The sequence below is a fragment of the Halomonas smyrnensis AAD6 genome (genome assembly GCF_000265245.1).
GTDB lineage: Bacteria > Pseudomonadota > Gammaproteobacteria > Pseudomonadales > Halomonadaceae > Halomonas > Halomonas smyrnensis.
Map to the genome: position 1 here is coordinate 13915 of NZ_AJKS02000010.1, position 13872 is coordinate 27786.

General features: G+C 68.4%; 13 protein-coding genes. 11 read left to right on the forward strand and 2 right to left on the reverse strand.

Annotated features, from left to right (window positions below; all coding sequences use genetic code 11):
* The first annotated feature begins 10 nt into the window (after positions 1-10).
* The 5 genes from UYS_RS0211545 (at position 11) to UYS_RS0211565 (ending at position 4811) form a co-directional block, all read left to right on the forward strand.
* Positions 11-1699, forward strand: coding sequence for a GMC oxidoreductase (locus UYS_RS0211545; RefSeq protein WP_016855668.1), 1689 nt, complete (start codon positions 11-13; stop codon positions 1697-1699).
* Positions 1696-2271 (forward strand): gluconate 2-dehydrogenase subunit 3 family protein, encoded by a 576-nt coding sequence (locus UYS_RS0211550; protein ID WP_016855669.1) that lies wholly within the window; start codon positions 1696-1698, stop codon positions 2269-2271. The genes UYS_RS0211545 and UYS_RS0211550 overlap by 4 nt, the downstream gene beginning before the upstream one ends.
* A gap of 71 nt (positions 2272-2342) precedes the next feature.
* On the forward strand, positions 2343-3101 hold the full coding sequence (locus UYS_RS0211555) for a 3-keto-disaccharide hydrolase (protein WP_016855670.1): 759 nt from the start codon (positions 2343-2345) through the stop codon (positions 3099-3101).
* 99 nt (positions 3102-3200) lie between these two features.
* Complete coding sequence (locus tag UYS_RS0211560; RefSeq protein WP_016855671.1) at positions 3201-4223, forward strand: LacI family DNA-binding transcriptional regulator; 1023 nt, start codon at positions 3201-3203, stop codon at positions 4221-4223.
* A 54-nt stretch (positions 4224-4277) separates the two neighbouring features.
* Entirely contained in the window at positions 4278-4811 is a 534-nt protein-coding gene (locus tag UYS_RS0211565) for a DUF192 domain-containing protein (protein ID WP_016855672.1), read from the forward strand.
* A 10-nt stretch (positions 4812-4821) separates the two neighbouring features.
* Here UYS_RS0211565 and UYS_RS0211570 read toward each other — a convergent pair whose 3' ends face one another.
* A complete protein-coding gene (locus tag UYS_RS0211570; protein WP_016855673.1) occupies positions 4822-5691 on the reverse strand; it encodes a DMT family transporter in 870 nt (289 codons plus the stop codon).
* A 337-nt stretch (positions 5692-6028) separates the two neighbouring features.
* Between UYS_RS0211570 and UYS_RS0211575 the strand changes: the two genes are divergently transcribed.
* From UYS_RS0211575 to UYS_RS0211585, 3 genes are all read left to right on the forward strand, one after another.
* Positions 6029-7039, forward strand: a complete 1011-nt coding sequence (locus UYS_RS0211575) for a DctP family TRAP transporter solute-binding subunit (protein WP_016855674.1) — start codon at positions 6029-6031, stop codon at positions 7037-7039.
* A 79-nt stretch (positions 7040-7118) separates the two neighbouring features.
* Positions 7119-7595, forward strand: coding sequence for a TRAP transporter small permease (locus tag UYS_RS0211580; RefSeq protein ID WP_016855675.1), 477 nt, complete (start codon positions 7119-7121; stop codon positions 7593-7595).
* Entirely contained in the window at positions 7585-8880 is a 1296-nt protein-coding gene (locus UYS_RS0211585) for a TRAP transporter large permease (RefSeq protein WP_026068515.1), read from the forward strand. The genes UYS_RS0211580 and UYS_RS0211585 overlap by 11 nt, the downstream gene beginning before the upstream one ends.
* 12 nt (positions 8881-8892) lie before the next feature.
* On the opposite strand, the gene UYS_RS0211590 is transcribed toward UYS_RS0211585, so the two are convergent.
* Positions 8893-9423 carry a macro domain-containing protein gene (locus UYS_RS0211590; protein ID WP_026068516.1) on the reverse strand — a complete coding sequence of 177 codons (531 nt, stop codon included), beginning with the start codon at positions 9421-9423 and terminating at the stop codon, positions 8893-8895.
* Between the two features lie 273 nt (positions 9424-9696).
* On the opposite strand from UYS_RS0211590, the gene UYS_RS0211595 reads away from it, so the two are divergent.
* The 3 genes from UYS_RS0211595 (at position 9697) to UYS_RS0211605 (ending at position 13856) form a co-directional block, all read left to right on the forward strand.
* Positions 9697-10677, forward strand: coding sequence for a TAXI family TRAP transporter solute-binding subunit (locus tag UYS_RS0211595; protein ID WP_016855678.1), 981 nt, complete (start codon positions 9697-9699; stop codon positions 10675-10677).
* A gap of 143 nt (positions 10678-10820) precedes the next feature.
* A complete protein-coding gene (locus tag UYS_RS0211600) occupies positions 10821-13415 on the forward strand; it encodes a TRAP transporter permease (protein WP_016855679.1) in 2595 nt (864 codons plus the stop codon).
* A gap of 12 nt (positions 13416-13427) precedes the next feature.
* A complete protein-coding gene (locus tag UYS_RS0211605) occupies positions 13428-13856 on the forward strand; it encodes a universal stress protein (protein WP_016855680.1) in 429 nt (142 codons plus the stop codon).
* Positions 13857-13872: the final 16 nt, after the last annotated feature.

Here is a 13872-nt window from a genome sequence, read left to right on the forward strand (position 1 = left end):
GACGCTATTCATGGCAAACCATCACTACGATGCCATCGTGGTGGGTTCGGGCATCAGCGGTGGCTGGGCCGCCAAGGAACTCACCGAGAAGGGACTCAAGGTGCTGCTGCTGGAGCGCGGCCGCAACATCGAGCACATCAAGGACTACCACAACGCCCACAAGGAGGCCTGGGACTATCCCCACCGGGGCGAGCCGACCCGGCAGATGAAGGCGGACTATCCCGTCCTCAGCCGGGACTATACCTTGAACGAGCAGACCCTCGGCATGTGGGCCGACGAGCAGGCCAACCCCTATGTCGAGGAGAAGCGCTTCGACTGGTTTCGCGGCTATCACGTCGGCGGGCGCTCGCTGCTGTGGGGGCGCCACAGCTATCGCTGGTCGCCGATGGACTTCGAGGCCAATCAGCGCGAGGGCGTGGCCGTCGACTGGCCGATCCGCTACGACGACCTGGCCCCCTGGTACGATTACGTGGAGCGTTTTGCCGGGATTTCCGGCAACCGTGACGGCCTGGAGGAGCTGCCGGACGGGCAGTTCATGCCGCCGGTTCCCCTCAACCAGGTGGAGAAGGACGTCGCCGCGCGCATCCAGCGCGCCTTCGGCGGTTCTCGCCACCTGATCAACAGCCGAGTGGCCAACATTACCCAGGCCAAGCCGGAGCAGAACCGGGGCAATTGCCAGTATCGCAACAAGTGCTGGCTGGGCTGCCCGTTCGGTGCCTATTTCAGTACCCAGTCGGCGACGCTGCCCGCGGCGATGGCCACCGGCAACCTGACCCTGAGGCCCTTCTCCATCGCCACCCAGGTGCTCTATGACCGCGATCGGCGGCGCGCCCGGGGCGTCGAGGTGCTGGACGCCGAGAACGGCCAGACCTATGAATACACCGCCGATGTCGTCTTCCTCAACGCCTCCACCTTCAACTCCACCTGGGTGCTGATGAACTCGGCCACCGACGTCTGGCCGGGTGGCCTCGGCAGCAGCAGCGGCGAGCTCGGTCACAACGTCATGGACCACCATTTCCGTGCCGGGGCCGGCGGCGAGATCGAGGGCTATCGGGACACCTACTACTTCGGGCGACGCCCCGCGGGCTTCTACATTCCCCGCTTTCGCAACCTCGGGACGGAGGCGCGGGACTACCTGCGCGGCTTCGGCTACCAGGGCTCGGCCAGCCGCGAGCGCTGGGATCGCGCGGTGGCCGAGGTCAGCCATGGCACCGACCTCAAGCAGGCGCTGAGCCAGCCGGGTGGCTGGACCATCGGCATGACCGGCTTCGGCGAGATGCTCCCTCGCCACGACAATCGCATCGCCCTGGATCACGGGGTCACCGATGCCTGGGGGCTGCCGGTGCTGTCCATGAACGTGGAGCTCGGCGACAACGAGCGGGCGATGCGCCGGGACATGGTCCAGGACGCCATCGATCTCCTCGAGGCCGGCGGCGCGACCAACGTCAAGGGCGAGGAGGGCGACTACGGCCCGGGCATGGGCATCCACGAGATGGGCACCGCCCGCATGGGCCGCGATCCCGCCACCTCGGTGCTCAACGCCCACAACCAGGTCTGGGACGCCCCCAATGTCTACGTCACCGACGGCGCCTGCATGACCTCGTCGTCCTGCGTCAATCCATCGCTGACCTACATGGCGCTGACCGCCCGGGCGGTCGACCACGCCGTGGCCGAGCTGAAGAGGGGGAACCTGGGATGAATCGTCGCGAACTGCTCAAGATGATCGCCGTCGTCACCGGCACCGCGCTGGTCGGCGGCCAAGCCCTGACGGCCTTCGCCGTTGGCGGGGGCGAGGAGGCACTGACGGACGCGGACGTGCGCCTGCTCGACGAGGTGGCCGAGACCCTGCTGCCGCGCACCGAGACCCCGGGCGCGAAGGACGCCGAGGTCGGTGACTTCATGCGGGTGTTCGTGCGCGACTGCTACACCGCCGAACAGCAGGCGCGGTTCCGCGACGGCATCGCCCGGATCGAGGCGCACAGCCGCGCGGCCCATGGCGACGGCTTCCTGGCCCTGGACGCGCCGCGCCGCGGCGAGGTCGTGGCCGCCCTCGACCGCGAGGCTCGGGCGCGAATGGACGGCGAGGCCCGGGAATGGTCCCCCGCCGAGGGCGGGCCCCACGGCTTCACTCTGATCAAGCAGCTGACCCTGTTCGGCTTCTTCACCTCGAAGGCCGGCGGCACCGAGGTGCTGCGCTATGTGGCCATCCCCGGCCGCTACGACGGCGATCTGGCCTACCGGTCCGGCGAGCCGGCCTGGGCAACCACCTGAGCGCCTCCGGGCGCATCCGGGCGCGGGCGTCACCGCCCGCGCGGCTCACGCCATGCGAGAGGAGACATCTTATGCACAAGGGAATTTCTGCGGGCGCGCTGATCACCGGGCTGGCCGCCCTGGCGTCGACCGCTATCCAGGCCGACGCGCCCAGCGACGCCGAGCGGGCGGCCAGGACGGAGGTCTGGGAGCCGGCGCCGCCGGTGGTGGCGGCACCGGCTGACGGCGTGCCGTCGGACGCCGTGGTGCTGTTCGACGGCACGGACCTGTCCGCCTGGGAAGGCGAGGAGGGCGGGACGGCCGGGTGGCGAGTCGAGGACGGCACCATGACGGTGGTGCCCGGCGCCGGCGGCATCCGTACCCGGGAATCGTTCTGCGACGCCCAGCTGCACCTGGAGTGGCGCGCCCCGGCCGACATCGGCGGCTTCGACGGCCAGGATCGCGGCAACAGCGGCGTCTTCCTGCAGCAGCGCTACGAGGTCCAGGTGCTGGATTCCCACGACAACCCCACCTACGCCAACGGCCAGGCGGCCTCGATCTACAAGCAGCACATGCCGCTGGTCAACGCCTCCCGGGACCCGGGCGAGTGGCAGGCCTACGATATCCTCTACACCGCGCCACGCTTCGACGAGGACGGCGAGCTTGACGCACCGGCCCACGTCACGGTGCTGCACAACGGCGTGCTGGTGCAGCATCACGCCACGATCCAGGGCACCACCGAGTGGATCGGCGAGCCCTCCTACGACGAGGCTCACGGCTGCGCGCCGCTCGCCCTGCAGGATCACGACGCGGCAGTGAGCTTTCGCAACGTTTGGATCAGAAGGCTCTAAGGATATCGCCGGCCGCATGCGATAAGCTGGGGCGTCCGCCGTGGCCGGTTCGTCGGGCGAGCCGGGGCGGCGGATCGTGTCGCATCGAGAAGAGGGCGCATGTCCAATATACGCAAGGTCGCCGAACTGGCGGGCGTCTCCGTGGCCACGGTGTCGCGGACCCTCAAGTCGCCGGATATCGTGTCGCCTGCCACCCGCGACAAGGTGCGCCGAGCCATCGAGGCCTCGGGCTACCGCCCCAACCAGATGGCCGTGCAGTTCCGCTCCCGGCGCAGCCACAACCTGGCGGTGCTGGTGCCGACCATCGCCAACACCTTCTTCGCCCGGGTGATCGCCGGGGTCCAGCAGGCGGCCCGTGAGCAGGGCTACGGCGTGCTGCTGTGCAACACCCTGGGGCAGGAGGAGGACGAGATCCAGTACGCCGGCATGGTGGCCGCCCGCCAGGCCGATGGCGTCATCCAGCTGCGCGCCTTCAATCCCTTTCCGGACGATGCCGTCGAGCCGGGTCGGCCGCTGCCCATGGTCAACGCCTGTGAGGTGCTCGACGATGCCCCTTGCCCGACGCTACGCATCGACAATCGGGCGGCGGCGCGCACCCTCACCGAGCACCTGATCGCGTTGGGCCACCGGCGCATCGCCATGATCCAGGGGCCGCGGCGCAGCCCACTGACTCGCGATCGCGTGGCGGGCTATCGCGATGCGCTGGTGGCCGCGGGCATCGAGCCCGACGAGACCCTGCTGTGCCCCGGCGACTTCACCCCGGCCTCCGGGCATGCGGCGGCGGGCAGCCTGCTGGCCGTCGGGGTGCCGCCGACCGCGATCTTCTGCGAGAGTGACGAGATGGCCATCGGCGCCATCAGCCGCCTGCGGCAGGCGGGGCTGTCCGTGCCCGCCGATGTCTCGGTGGCCGGCTTCGACGATATCGCCTTCGCCTCCTACAGCGACCCGGCGCTGACCACCATCGCCCAGCCCGCCGAGGCCTGCGGACGTCGCGCTGTGGAGATGCTGATCGCTATCCTGGAGGGGCGCGGCGAGGTCGCGCCCAGGGTCGTGCTGCCCCACGAGCTGGTGATTCGCGACAGCACCGCGCCGCCCCGCGACGGCATCCGGGACCGCGCATAGCGCCATCGGCTACCCTGTTCGGCAACCGCGCCGCATCCCCCTGAGAGGAGTGTCATGAATCCGACCCGTCGCCGCCTGCTCCAGGCGCTTTCCATGTTGCCCGTGCTGCCTCTGGCTGCCTCCTGGCCCGGCCTCGCCATGGCCCAGGAGACGCGCCTGCCGCGGGTGCCGCTGACGGTGCACGGCGAGGCGGGCCCCCGTCGGCTGACTGTCGAGCTGGCGCGGAGTGCAGGCGAGCGCGCCCAGGGGCTGATGGGGCGCGAGCGCCTGCCCCTGGACGCCGGCATGCTGTTCCTCTACGACCGTACCCAGCCCTCGCGCAACGGCTTCTGGATGTACCGCACCCTGATCCCGCTGGACATCGCCTTCATCGACGAGGCCGGGCGCATCGTCGATATCCGCCGCATGGCGCCCTGCGCCTCGTCGTCGGCCAGGGACTGCCCGGTGACGCGCCCGGATGCGCCCTATCGAGCGGCGCTGGAGGTCAATGCCGGCGTCTTCGAGGCGCACGGCATCGCGGTCGGCGACTGCGTCAGCTGGCCCGGCGACGGCGGCGAATGCGCCATCGCCGCCGATATGAGCGGCTGATCGTCATCGCTCAGGTCGAGCCGTCGTGCCGTGCACGGCCACCGAAGCGAATCACGATCAGCGCGACGCCGGCCACCACCAGGCCACCACCACCGAGCTTGAAGGGGTCGACACTGTCGTCCAGCAGCACGATGCCGAGGATCACGGCCAGCACCGGCACGAGCAGCGTCAGTGGTACCACTCGATTGACGTCATGGCGCCGTATCAGGCCGAACCACATGCCGTAGGCCAGGATGGATGACATCACCGCCGTGTAGAACACGGCTCCCCAGCCCTTGAGCCCGGCCTCCAGCATGAATTGCCAGTGCTGGTCCTCGAACCACCAGGAGGCCAAGGCCAGCTGTGGGGTGGCGAACAGCGCAATCCAGCCAGCCATGGCCATGGGGGAGACCTTGGGGCCGCGCTTGATCAATAGCTGTGACACGGCCCAGCCCAGGGCGCTGGTGAGCAGCAGGGTCGTGGGCAGCGGGGCGGGCAGGGATGGCCCGCCGGCCAGCACCAATACCCCGGCAAACGACAGCAGCAGGCCGGCCAGCCGCCGCGGGCCCAGCTTCTCCTTGAGAAAGATCACCGCCAGCAGGGTGGCGAAGGGCGTGCCCATCTGTACCAGCAGCGCCCCGGTGCCGGCCTCGGCCTGTTCCAGGCCGATGATCAACAGGGCGAAGTTCATCACGCCGAATGTCACCGACAACAGCGCCAGGAACGGTAGCTGGTGACGCGATATCGGATGAAAGGGCACCAGCAGGACGGCCACTAACGCCAGGCGCAGTGTGGTCAGCAGCAGTGGCGGAAGCTCGGTCACGCCGAGCTTGATGACGATGATGTTGAGCGCCCAGATAACGATGACGCTCAGTCCCAGAACCAGGTCCTTGAGGGGCACGGCTCTTCCTTGATCGGTCGTGGAATGAAGCCACAGCCTAACAGGAATCGCCGTGCCGGTGCCGCACGGCACGGCATCGGCAGGTCCCGCGCATCATGGCCCGGGACAGCGACGGGTCGCTGTCCTCGGGGCCGCACGTGTTCTCCCGGCACCGATGCTCCAGCCCCATGCCCAGGGGCTCGGTGGCAGGCCTCGCCACGTGGGGGCCTTTCGTGGGGGCCGTCGTGCGTCGACCAACGTCGACCCTTGTCGTGACGGGGGCTTGCAGGCATATTCTTTTGTTGCGAAATACCGACAACGCCGATAACCGCTGCCAAAGCGGACACAAGGACACGCTATGCCCACCTCCCGCTCCCTCGGGCGTCTCGCCGCCACCCTGGCCGGCGCCGCCCTGCTGACCTCGACCCTGACCGCCCAGGCCCGCGAGCTTTCCGTCTCCACCGTGCTGTCCGACGCCTTCCCCTGGGGGCAGGCCGCCGAGAAATGGGCGGAACTGGTGGAGGAACGCTCCGACGGCGAGCTGACCCTGCGCGTCTATCCCAACGCCCAGCTGGTCAGCGGCGACCAGACCCGAGAATTCTCCGCCATGCGCTCCGGGCTGATCGACCTGGCGGTCGGTTCGACCATCAACTGGTCGCCCCAGGTGCCGGCGCTCAACCTGTTCTCGCTGCCGTTCCTGCTGCCCGACGAGGACGCCGTGGACGCGGTGACCGGCGGCGAGGCCGGCGAGATGATCTTCTCCGCCATCGAGGACAAGGGCGTGGTGCCGCTGGGCTGGGGCGAGAACGGCTTCCGCCAGCTGTCGAACTCCCGCGGCGACATCGACGCGCCGGCCGACCTCGAGGGCCTGAAGATTCGCGTCGTGGGCTCGCCGCTGTTCCAGGACACCTTCTCCGCGCTGGGCGCCAACCCGACCCAGATGAGCTGGGCCGACGCCAAGCCGGCGCTGACCACCGGTGCCGTGGACGGCCAGGAGAACCCGCTGTCGGTGTTCGACGTGGCGCGGATCGATCAGGTCGGCCAGGCCCACCTGACGCTGTGGAACTACATGAACGACCCGCTGGTGTTCGCCGCCAACCGCCAGGTATGGGGCTCACTGTCCGAGGAGCAGCAGCAGATGCTGCGCGAGACCGCGGTCGAGGCCGGCGCCTGGGAGATCGCCAAGAGCCGCGGCGAGCAGGCCGACCGGCTGGCGGCGATCCGCGAGCGCGGCGTGAGCGTCACCGAACTCGACGACGGCCAGTACCGGGCCTTCGTCGAGGCGACCGAGAGCGTCCACGACAAATGGGTGCCGCGCATCGGCGAGGAGATCGTCGAGGCCGCCCGCCGCGACATCGACGCGCCCTGACGCTCGCCTCCCCCCATGAGACGTCGCCCGGCCTCGGCCGGGCGACGTCGTCGTTCCTCACCCTTCAAGATCCCCCGTCATGAAACGTCCCGACGCAAGACTCGAGCGCGTGCTCGCGACCCTGGCCATCCTGATCATCGGCCTGATCAGCCTGGCCAACGTGGTGGTGCGCTACATCACCGACGCCTCCTTCGCCTTCACCGAGGAGTTCTCAGTGTTCCTGCTGGTGCTGCTGACCTTCGCCGGCGCCTCGGTGGCGCTGCGCCGCCATCGCCATATCCGCATCGCGCTGCTGGAGCGGGCCCTGCCGCCGGGGCCGCGGCGCGCGCTGATCCTGTTCCAGGGCCTGTGCGGCCTCACCGTGCTGGGGCTGGTGGCCTGGTACGGCGGCAAGCTGGCGTGGCAGGAATACCAGTGGGAGACCCTGTCGCCGGGCCTGGGGCTGCCCCAGTGGTGGTACCTGGCGTGGCTGCCGCTGCTGGCCGGCCTGATGCTGTGGCGCCAGTGCCAGCAGACCCTCGACCGCCTGCGCGGAGGGCTCGACGATGAGTCCTGACCTGTGGATGCTGCTGGCCTTCGCCGGCCTGCTGATCGCCGGCGTGCCGGTGGCCTTCTCGCTGGGGCTGTCCGGGGCGGTGGGCATCGTCGCCGGCCTGTCGCCGGCGATGCTGGCCACGCTCGGCACCAACACCTACAACAGCGTCGCCAAGTACCCGCTGATCGCCATTCCGCTGTTCATCCTCACCGGGCTGATCTTCGAACGCGCCGGGGTGGCGGCGCGCCTGGTGCGCTTCGCCCAGGCGCTGATCGGCCCGCGCCACGGCGGCCTGGCGCTGGTGGCGGTGCTGGTGTGCATGATCATGGGCGGCATGAGCGGCTCCGGCCCCGCCGACGCGGCCGCGGTGGCCATGGTGATGCTGCCCAGCATGACCAAGGCGGGTTATCCCAAGCCCTTCTCGGCGACGCTGATCGCGGCCTCGGCCTCCACGGCGATCCTGATTCCGCCCTCGGTGGCGCTGATCCTGTATTCCATCGTGGTGCCGGGCGTGGACCTGCGCGCGCTGTTTGCCGCCGGCCTGTTCCCGGGCATGCTGGCCGGGGCCGCGCTGCTGGTGCCGGCCTGGTGGCTGTCGAAACGCAACGGCTGGGAGGCGCCCGGCGAGACGGAGCGTCCGCCGATCGGCGAGAGCTTCCGTCAGGCGATCCCGGCGCTGTTCGCCCCGGTGCTGATCCTCGGTGGGCTGCGCTCGGGGCTGTTCACGCCCACCGAGGCGGCGGTGGTGGCGGTGGCCTATGGCGTGGTGGTGGGCCTGTGGCTGACCCGCGAGCTCGGCTGGCGCGACCTCTGGGCGCTGCTCGGCGAGGCCGCGGTGATCTCCGGGGTGGTGATGCTGATCATCGCCCTGGCCGGCATCTTCGCCTGGGCCGGCACCATGCTGGGCACCTTCCGCCACCTGGCGGAGTGGGTGATCGGGCTGTCGGACAACGGCACGCTGCTGCTGGTGCTGATCATGCTGGCGGTACTGCTGGCCGGCATGCTGCTGGATGCGATCTCGATCTACCTGATCATGATGCCGATCCTGGTGCCGGTGATGCAGCACTTCGGCTGGAACCCGGTGTGGTTCGGCATCCTGCTGGCGATGAACATCGCCATCGGCCAGTTCACGCCGCCGGTGGCGGTCAACCTGATGGTCACCACCGAGGTGGCGCGGGTGCGCCTGGAGCAGACCGTGGGCTGGGCGCTGGTGTTCGTGGCGGCCATGGCCAGCGCGCTGGCGCTGGTGGTGATCTTCCCGCAGCTCGCTCTGTGGCTGCCAGAGCTTTTGGGCTACAACGTCTAGGCGCGCCGCGGCTCAGGCCTCGGTCAGGGCCTCCAGGGTGTGCTGATGCAGCTCGGCGCCGGCGGCGTCGAACAGCACGAAGCGCACCCGCCTGATCGCCGGGCAGTGGGGCAGGGTGGTCAGCACGGTGGACAGGGCGATGCGCGCCGCCTCGGCGACCGGGTAGCCGAAGGCGCCGGTGGACAGCGCCGGGAAGGCGAGGCGTTCGATGCCATGCCGCTGTGCCAGTGCCAGCGCGTTGCGGTAGCAGTCGGCGAGCAGCGTGTCGGAGGGCTCGTCGACGCCGTAGACCGGCCCCAGGCAGTGGATGACGTGGCGATTGGGCAGGCCGTAGGCGTCGGTGATCACCGCCTCGCCGGGATGAATCGGCGCCAGGGGCGCGCAGGCCACGGCGAGCTCGGGGCCGGCGGCACGGTGCAGGGCGCCGGCCACGCCGCCGCCGGTGCGCAGCCGGGCGTTGGCGGCGTTGACCACCGCCTCGACGTCGTGCTGCCGGGCGATGTCGCCCTGGCAACATTCGATGCGGGGTGCGCTGGCGTGCATGTGGGTGTCCTCGTGGACGCTCATGGTCCTGTCAGTCTGGCGGCCGCGCCGGCGATCTGACAAGCCGGGCGCTCGGCGCGGCTGCCGCGTTGACCAGGACGGCGGTGACGAGCGTTGACGGCAACTACACTGGGGGGGAAGCAATAAACTCCATCGGACAGACGTTTTTTCGCTAAAGTAGGTATTGTCGAATAGATCGAACTGGCTCAGGATGCGCCGTCGATCGAATGGCTTTGCCAAATGTTTTGTCAACAACGTCAACGAGGTGCGTCAATGAAACGCCATGCTTTCTCCACCGCCGCCTTCTCCGGTGCGCTGCTGGGTGCTGCCATGTTCGCGTCGCCGGCCATGGCGCAGGACGAAGAGCAGTTCATCACCATCGGCACCGGTGGCCAGACCGGCGTGTACTATGTGGTCGGCCAGTCCGTCTGCCGCCTGGTCAATCGTATCGACGACGCCAACATCAAGTGCAACGCGCCTTCCACCGGCGGGTCGGTGGCCAACGTCAACGGCATCAAGTCCGGCGAGCTGGACATGGGCGTGGTGCAGTCCGACGTCCAGTACCAGGCCTACAACGGCACCGGCAACTTCGAGGACGAGGCCTACGACAAGCTGCGGGCCGTGTTCCGCGTTCACGGCGAGCCGCTGACCATCCTGGCCCGCGCCGACGCCGGCATCGAGACTCTCGACGATCTGGAAGGCAAGCGCGTCAACATCGGCAACCCGGGCTCCGGTCAGCGCAACACCATGGAAGTGGTGATGGACGCCAAGGGCTGGACCCAGGATTCCTTCTCGCTGGCCTCCCAGCTCGACGCCGCCGAGATGGCCTCCGCCCTGGCCGACAACAACATCGACGCCATGGCTTACGTGGTCGGCCACCCCAACGGCGCGATCCAGGAAGCCACCACCACCGTCGATTCGCGCCTGGTGGCGCTCAACGACGAGGACGTCCAGGGCATCGTCGATGAGTACCCCTACTACTCCATGTCGGTGATTCCGGGCGGGCTCTACAAGGGTAACCCGGACGACGTCGAGACGTTCGGCGTGGCGGCCACCTTCGTGACCGATTCCGACACCAGCGACGAGGTGGTCTACCAGACCGTCAAGGCGATCTTCGACAACTTCGATCGCTTCAAGCAGCTGCACCCGGCCTTCGCCAACCTGGACCCGCAGGAAATGGTCACCCAGGGGCTCTCGGCACCGCTGCACGAGGGGGCCGCGCGCTACTACCGCGAACAGGGCTGGATCGAGTGATCGTCAGCCGCTGAACCTGCATCATTCGCCATGGCATGCGCGGCCCTCGCCGAGGGCCGCGCATTGCGTTTGTGATTCCGAAAGAAGAGTGAAAGAGAGCGTCGTGCACTCCATGCGTCATCCACATCAACCAGGGCACGCTTATGACTGACGACAAGACAAGGGCGCCGGGCGCCGAGGTCGATCTGGAGGACATGGTCGCCTCCAGCGACTCGGGGGCGCGCAAGCCGGCCGGAACGCCGGGCAAGCTGCTGGTCAGCATTGCCGCGGTCTGGTCGCTGTTCCAGCTGTGGATCGCCTCGCCGATTCCCTTCGTGCTGGGCTTCGGGGTCTTCAACGCCACCGAGGCGCGCTCCATCCACCTGGCCTTCGCACTGTTTCTGGCCTACATGGCCTATCCCGCCCTCAAGCGCTCGCCGCGGGACCGCATCCCGCTGCTGGACTGGGGGCTCGCCTTCGCCGCGGCCTTCTGCGGCGCCTACATGTTCATGTTCTACGAGCAGCTGTCCCAGCGCCCCGGCGCGCCGATCACCCAGGACGTGATCGTCGGCGTGATCGGCATCGTGCTGCTGCTCGAGGCGACGCGCCGCGCCCTGGGGCCGCCGCTGATGATCGTGGCCCTGGTGTTTCTCGTCTACAGCCTGGCCGGCCCCTGGATGCCGGGCATCCTCGCCCACGGCGGGGTCAGCCTCAACGGGCTGGTCAATCACCAGTGGCTGACCACCCAGGGGGTGTTCGGCATCGCGCTGGGCGTGTCGACCAGCTTCGTGTTCCTGTTCGTGCTGTTCGGTGCCCTGCTAGACAAGGCCGGGGCCGGCAACTACTTCATCAAGGTCGCCTTCTCGCTGCTCGGCCACTATCGCGGCGGGCCGGCCAAGGCCGCCGTGGTGGCGTCCGGCATGACCGGCCTGATCTCCGGCTCCTCGATCGCCAACGTGGTGACCACCGGCACCTTCACCGTGCCGATGATGAAGCGCGTCGGCTTCCCCGCCGAGAAGGCCGGGGCGGTGGAGGTGGCGTCCTCGGTCAACGGCCAGATCATGCCGCCGGTGATGGGCGCCGCGGCCTTCCTGATGGTCGAGTACGTCGGCATCTCCTACGTGGACGTGATCAAGCACGCCTTCCTGCCGGCGCTGATCTCCTATATCGCGCTGGTCTACATCGTCCACCTGGAGGCCCTCAAGGCCAACATGCAGGGCCTTCAGAGCAGCAATCCGCCGAAGCCGCTGGTGCGCAAGGCGGTGGGCTTCCTGGCCGGTCTGCTGCTGATGATGATCACCGCACTGGTGGTGTACTACGGCCTGGGCTGGCTAAAGCCGGTGCTCGGCGATGCCACTCCCTGGGTGGTGGCCGTGGCCCTGGCGGCGGTCTACGTGAGCCTGCTCAAGGTGGCCTCGCGCTATCCGGAACTGGAGCTCGACGACCCCGACGAGCCGGTCTACAAGCTGCCCCAGACCCGGCCCACGGTGATGGTCGGCCTGCAGTACATCCTGCCGGTGATCGTGCTGATCTGGTGTTTGATGGTGGAACGCCTGTCACCGGGACTGTCGGCCTTCTGGGCCACGGTGTTCATGGTTTTCATCATGATCACCCAGCGCCCGATCACGGCCATGTTCCGCCACCGCAGCAATCTGGCGGCGGACGTTCGCGAGGGCTTCCATGACCTCTGGGAAGGCCTGGTCGGCGGCGCCCGCAACATGATCGGCATCGGCATCGCCACCGCCACGGCGGGCATCATCGTCGGCGCGGTGTCCCAGACCGGCGTGGGCCTGGTGCTGGCCGACGTGGTGGAGATCCTCTCCATGGGCAATCTGCTGCTGATCCTGCTGCTCACCGCGGTGCTCAGCCTGATCCTCGGCATGGGCCTGCCCACCACCGCCAACTACATCGTGGTGTCGGCGCTGCTGGCGCCGGTGATCGTGCAGCTCGGCGAGCAGAACGGCCTGCTGGTGCCGCTGATCGCGGTGCACCTGTTCGTGTTCTACTTCGGCATCATGGCCGACGTGACGCCGCCGGTGGGGCTGGCCTCGTTCGCCGCGGCCGCGGTGTCCGGGGGCGACCCGATCCGCACCGGTTTCCAGGCGTTCTACTACAGCCTGCGTACCGCGGCGCTGCCGTTCCTGTTCATCTTCAACACCGACCTGCTGCTGATCGATGTCTCGCTGCTCCAGGGCATCCTGATCTTCGTGGTGGCGACGGTGGCGATGCTGATCTTCGCCGCGGCGACCCAGGGCTTCATGATCGCCCGCAATCGCTGGTACGAGTCGCTGCTGCTGCTGCTGGTGGCCTTCACGCTGTTCCGCCCGGGCTTCTGGATGGACATGATCCATGATCCCTACCAGGACGTGCCGCCGGCGCAGTTCGTCGAGGCGCTGGGCAACGCGGACCCCGATTCCTCGCTGCGGATCCAGATCAGCGGCCTGGACGCCTACGGCGATCCGATGACCACCTACATGACCCTGCCGGTGCCGGACGGCGAGACCGGCGAGGATCGGCTGTCGAACCTGGGGCTGATGCTCAACGTCGAGGACGATCGTGCCGTGGTCGACATGGTGACCTACGGCAGCGAGGCGGCGAAGCTCGGCTTCGACTTCGACCAGGAGATCATCCAGGTGCAGGCGCCGGTGGATCGCTGGACCAAGGAGTGGATGTGGATTCCCGCCTTCCTGGTGCTGGCCCTGGTGGTGATGCTGCAGCGACGGCGCCGCGATCACGGCGGCAAGCCGGTCTCTGCCTGATGGAGGTGACCCATGTATAGCAAGATCCTGTTGCCGGTGGACCTCAACGAGGAGTCCTCCTGGACCAAGGCGCTGCCGACGGCGCTGGCGCTGTGCAAGAGCTTCGGTGCCTCGCTGCACGTGGTGACGGTGTTGCCGGACTATCGCATGCCGCTGGTGGGGGCCTATTTCCCCGAGAACTTCGCCGCCAAGGCCCATGAGGAGGTGACCAAGGCCCAGCACGAGTTCATCCAGCAGCACGTGCCGGATGACGTCCAGGTGCAGAGCGTGATCGTCGACGGCTCGCCCTGGGAGGCGATCATCAAGGCGGCCAGGAAGCTCGAGGTCGACCTGATCGTGATGGCGTCCCACAACAAGCGCAAGTTCGCCGATTACGTGCTGGGCCCCAACGCCGAGCACGTGGTGCACCACAGCAAGATGTCGGTGATGATCGTGCGCTGACGCCCGCGCCCGGCGC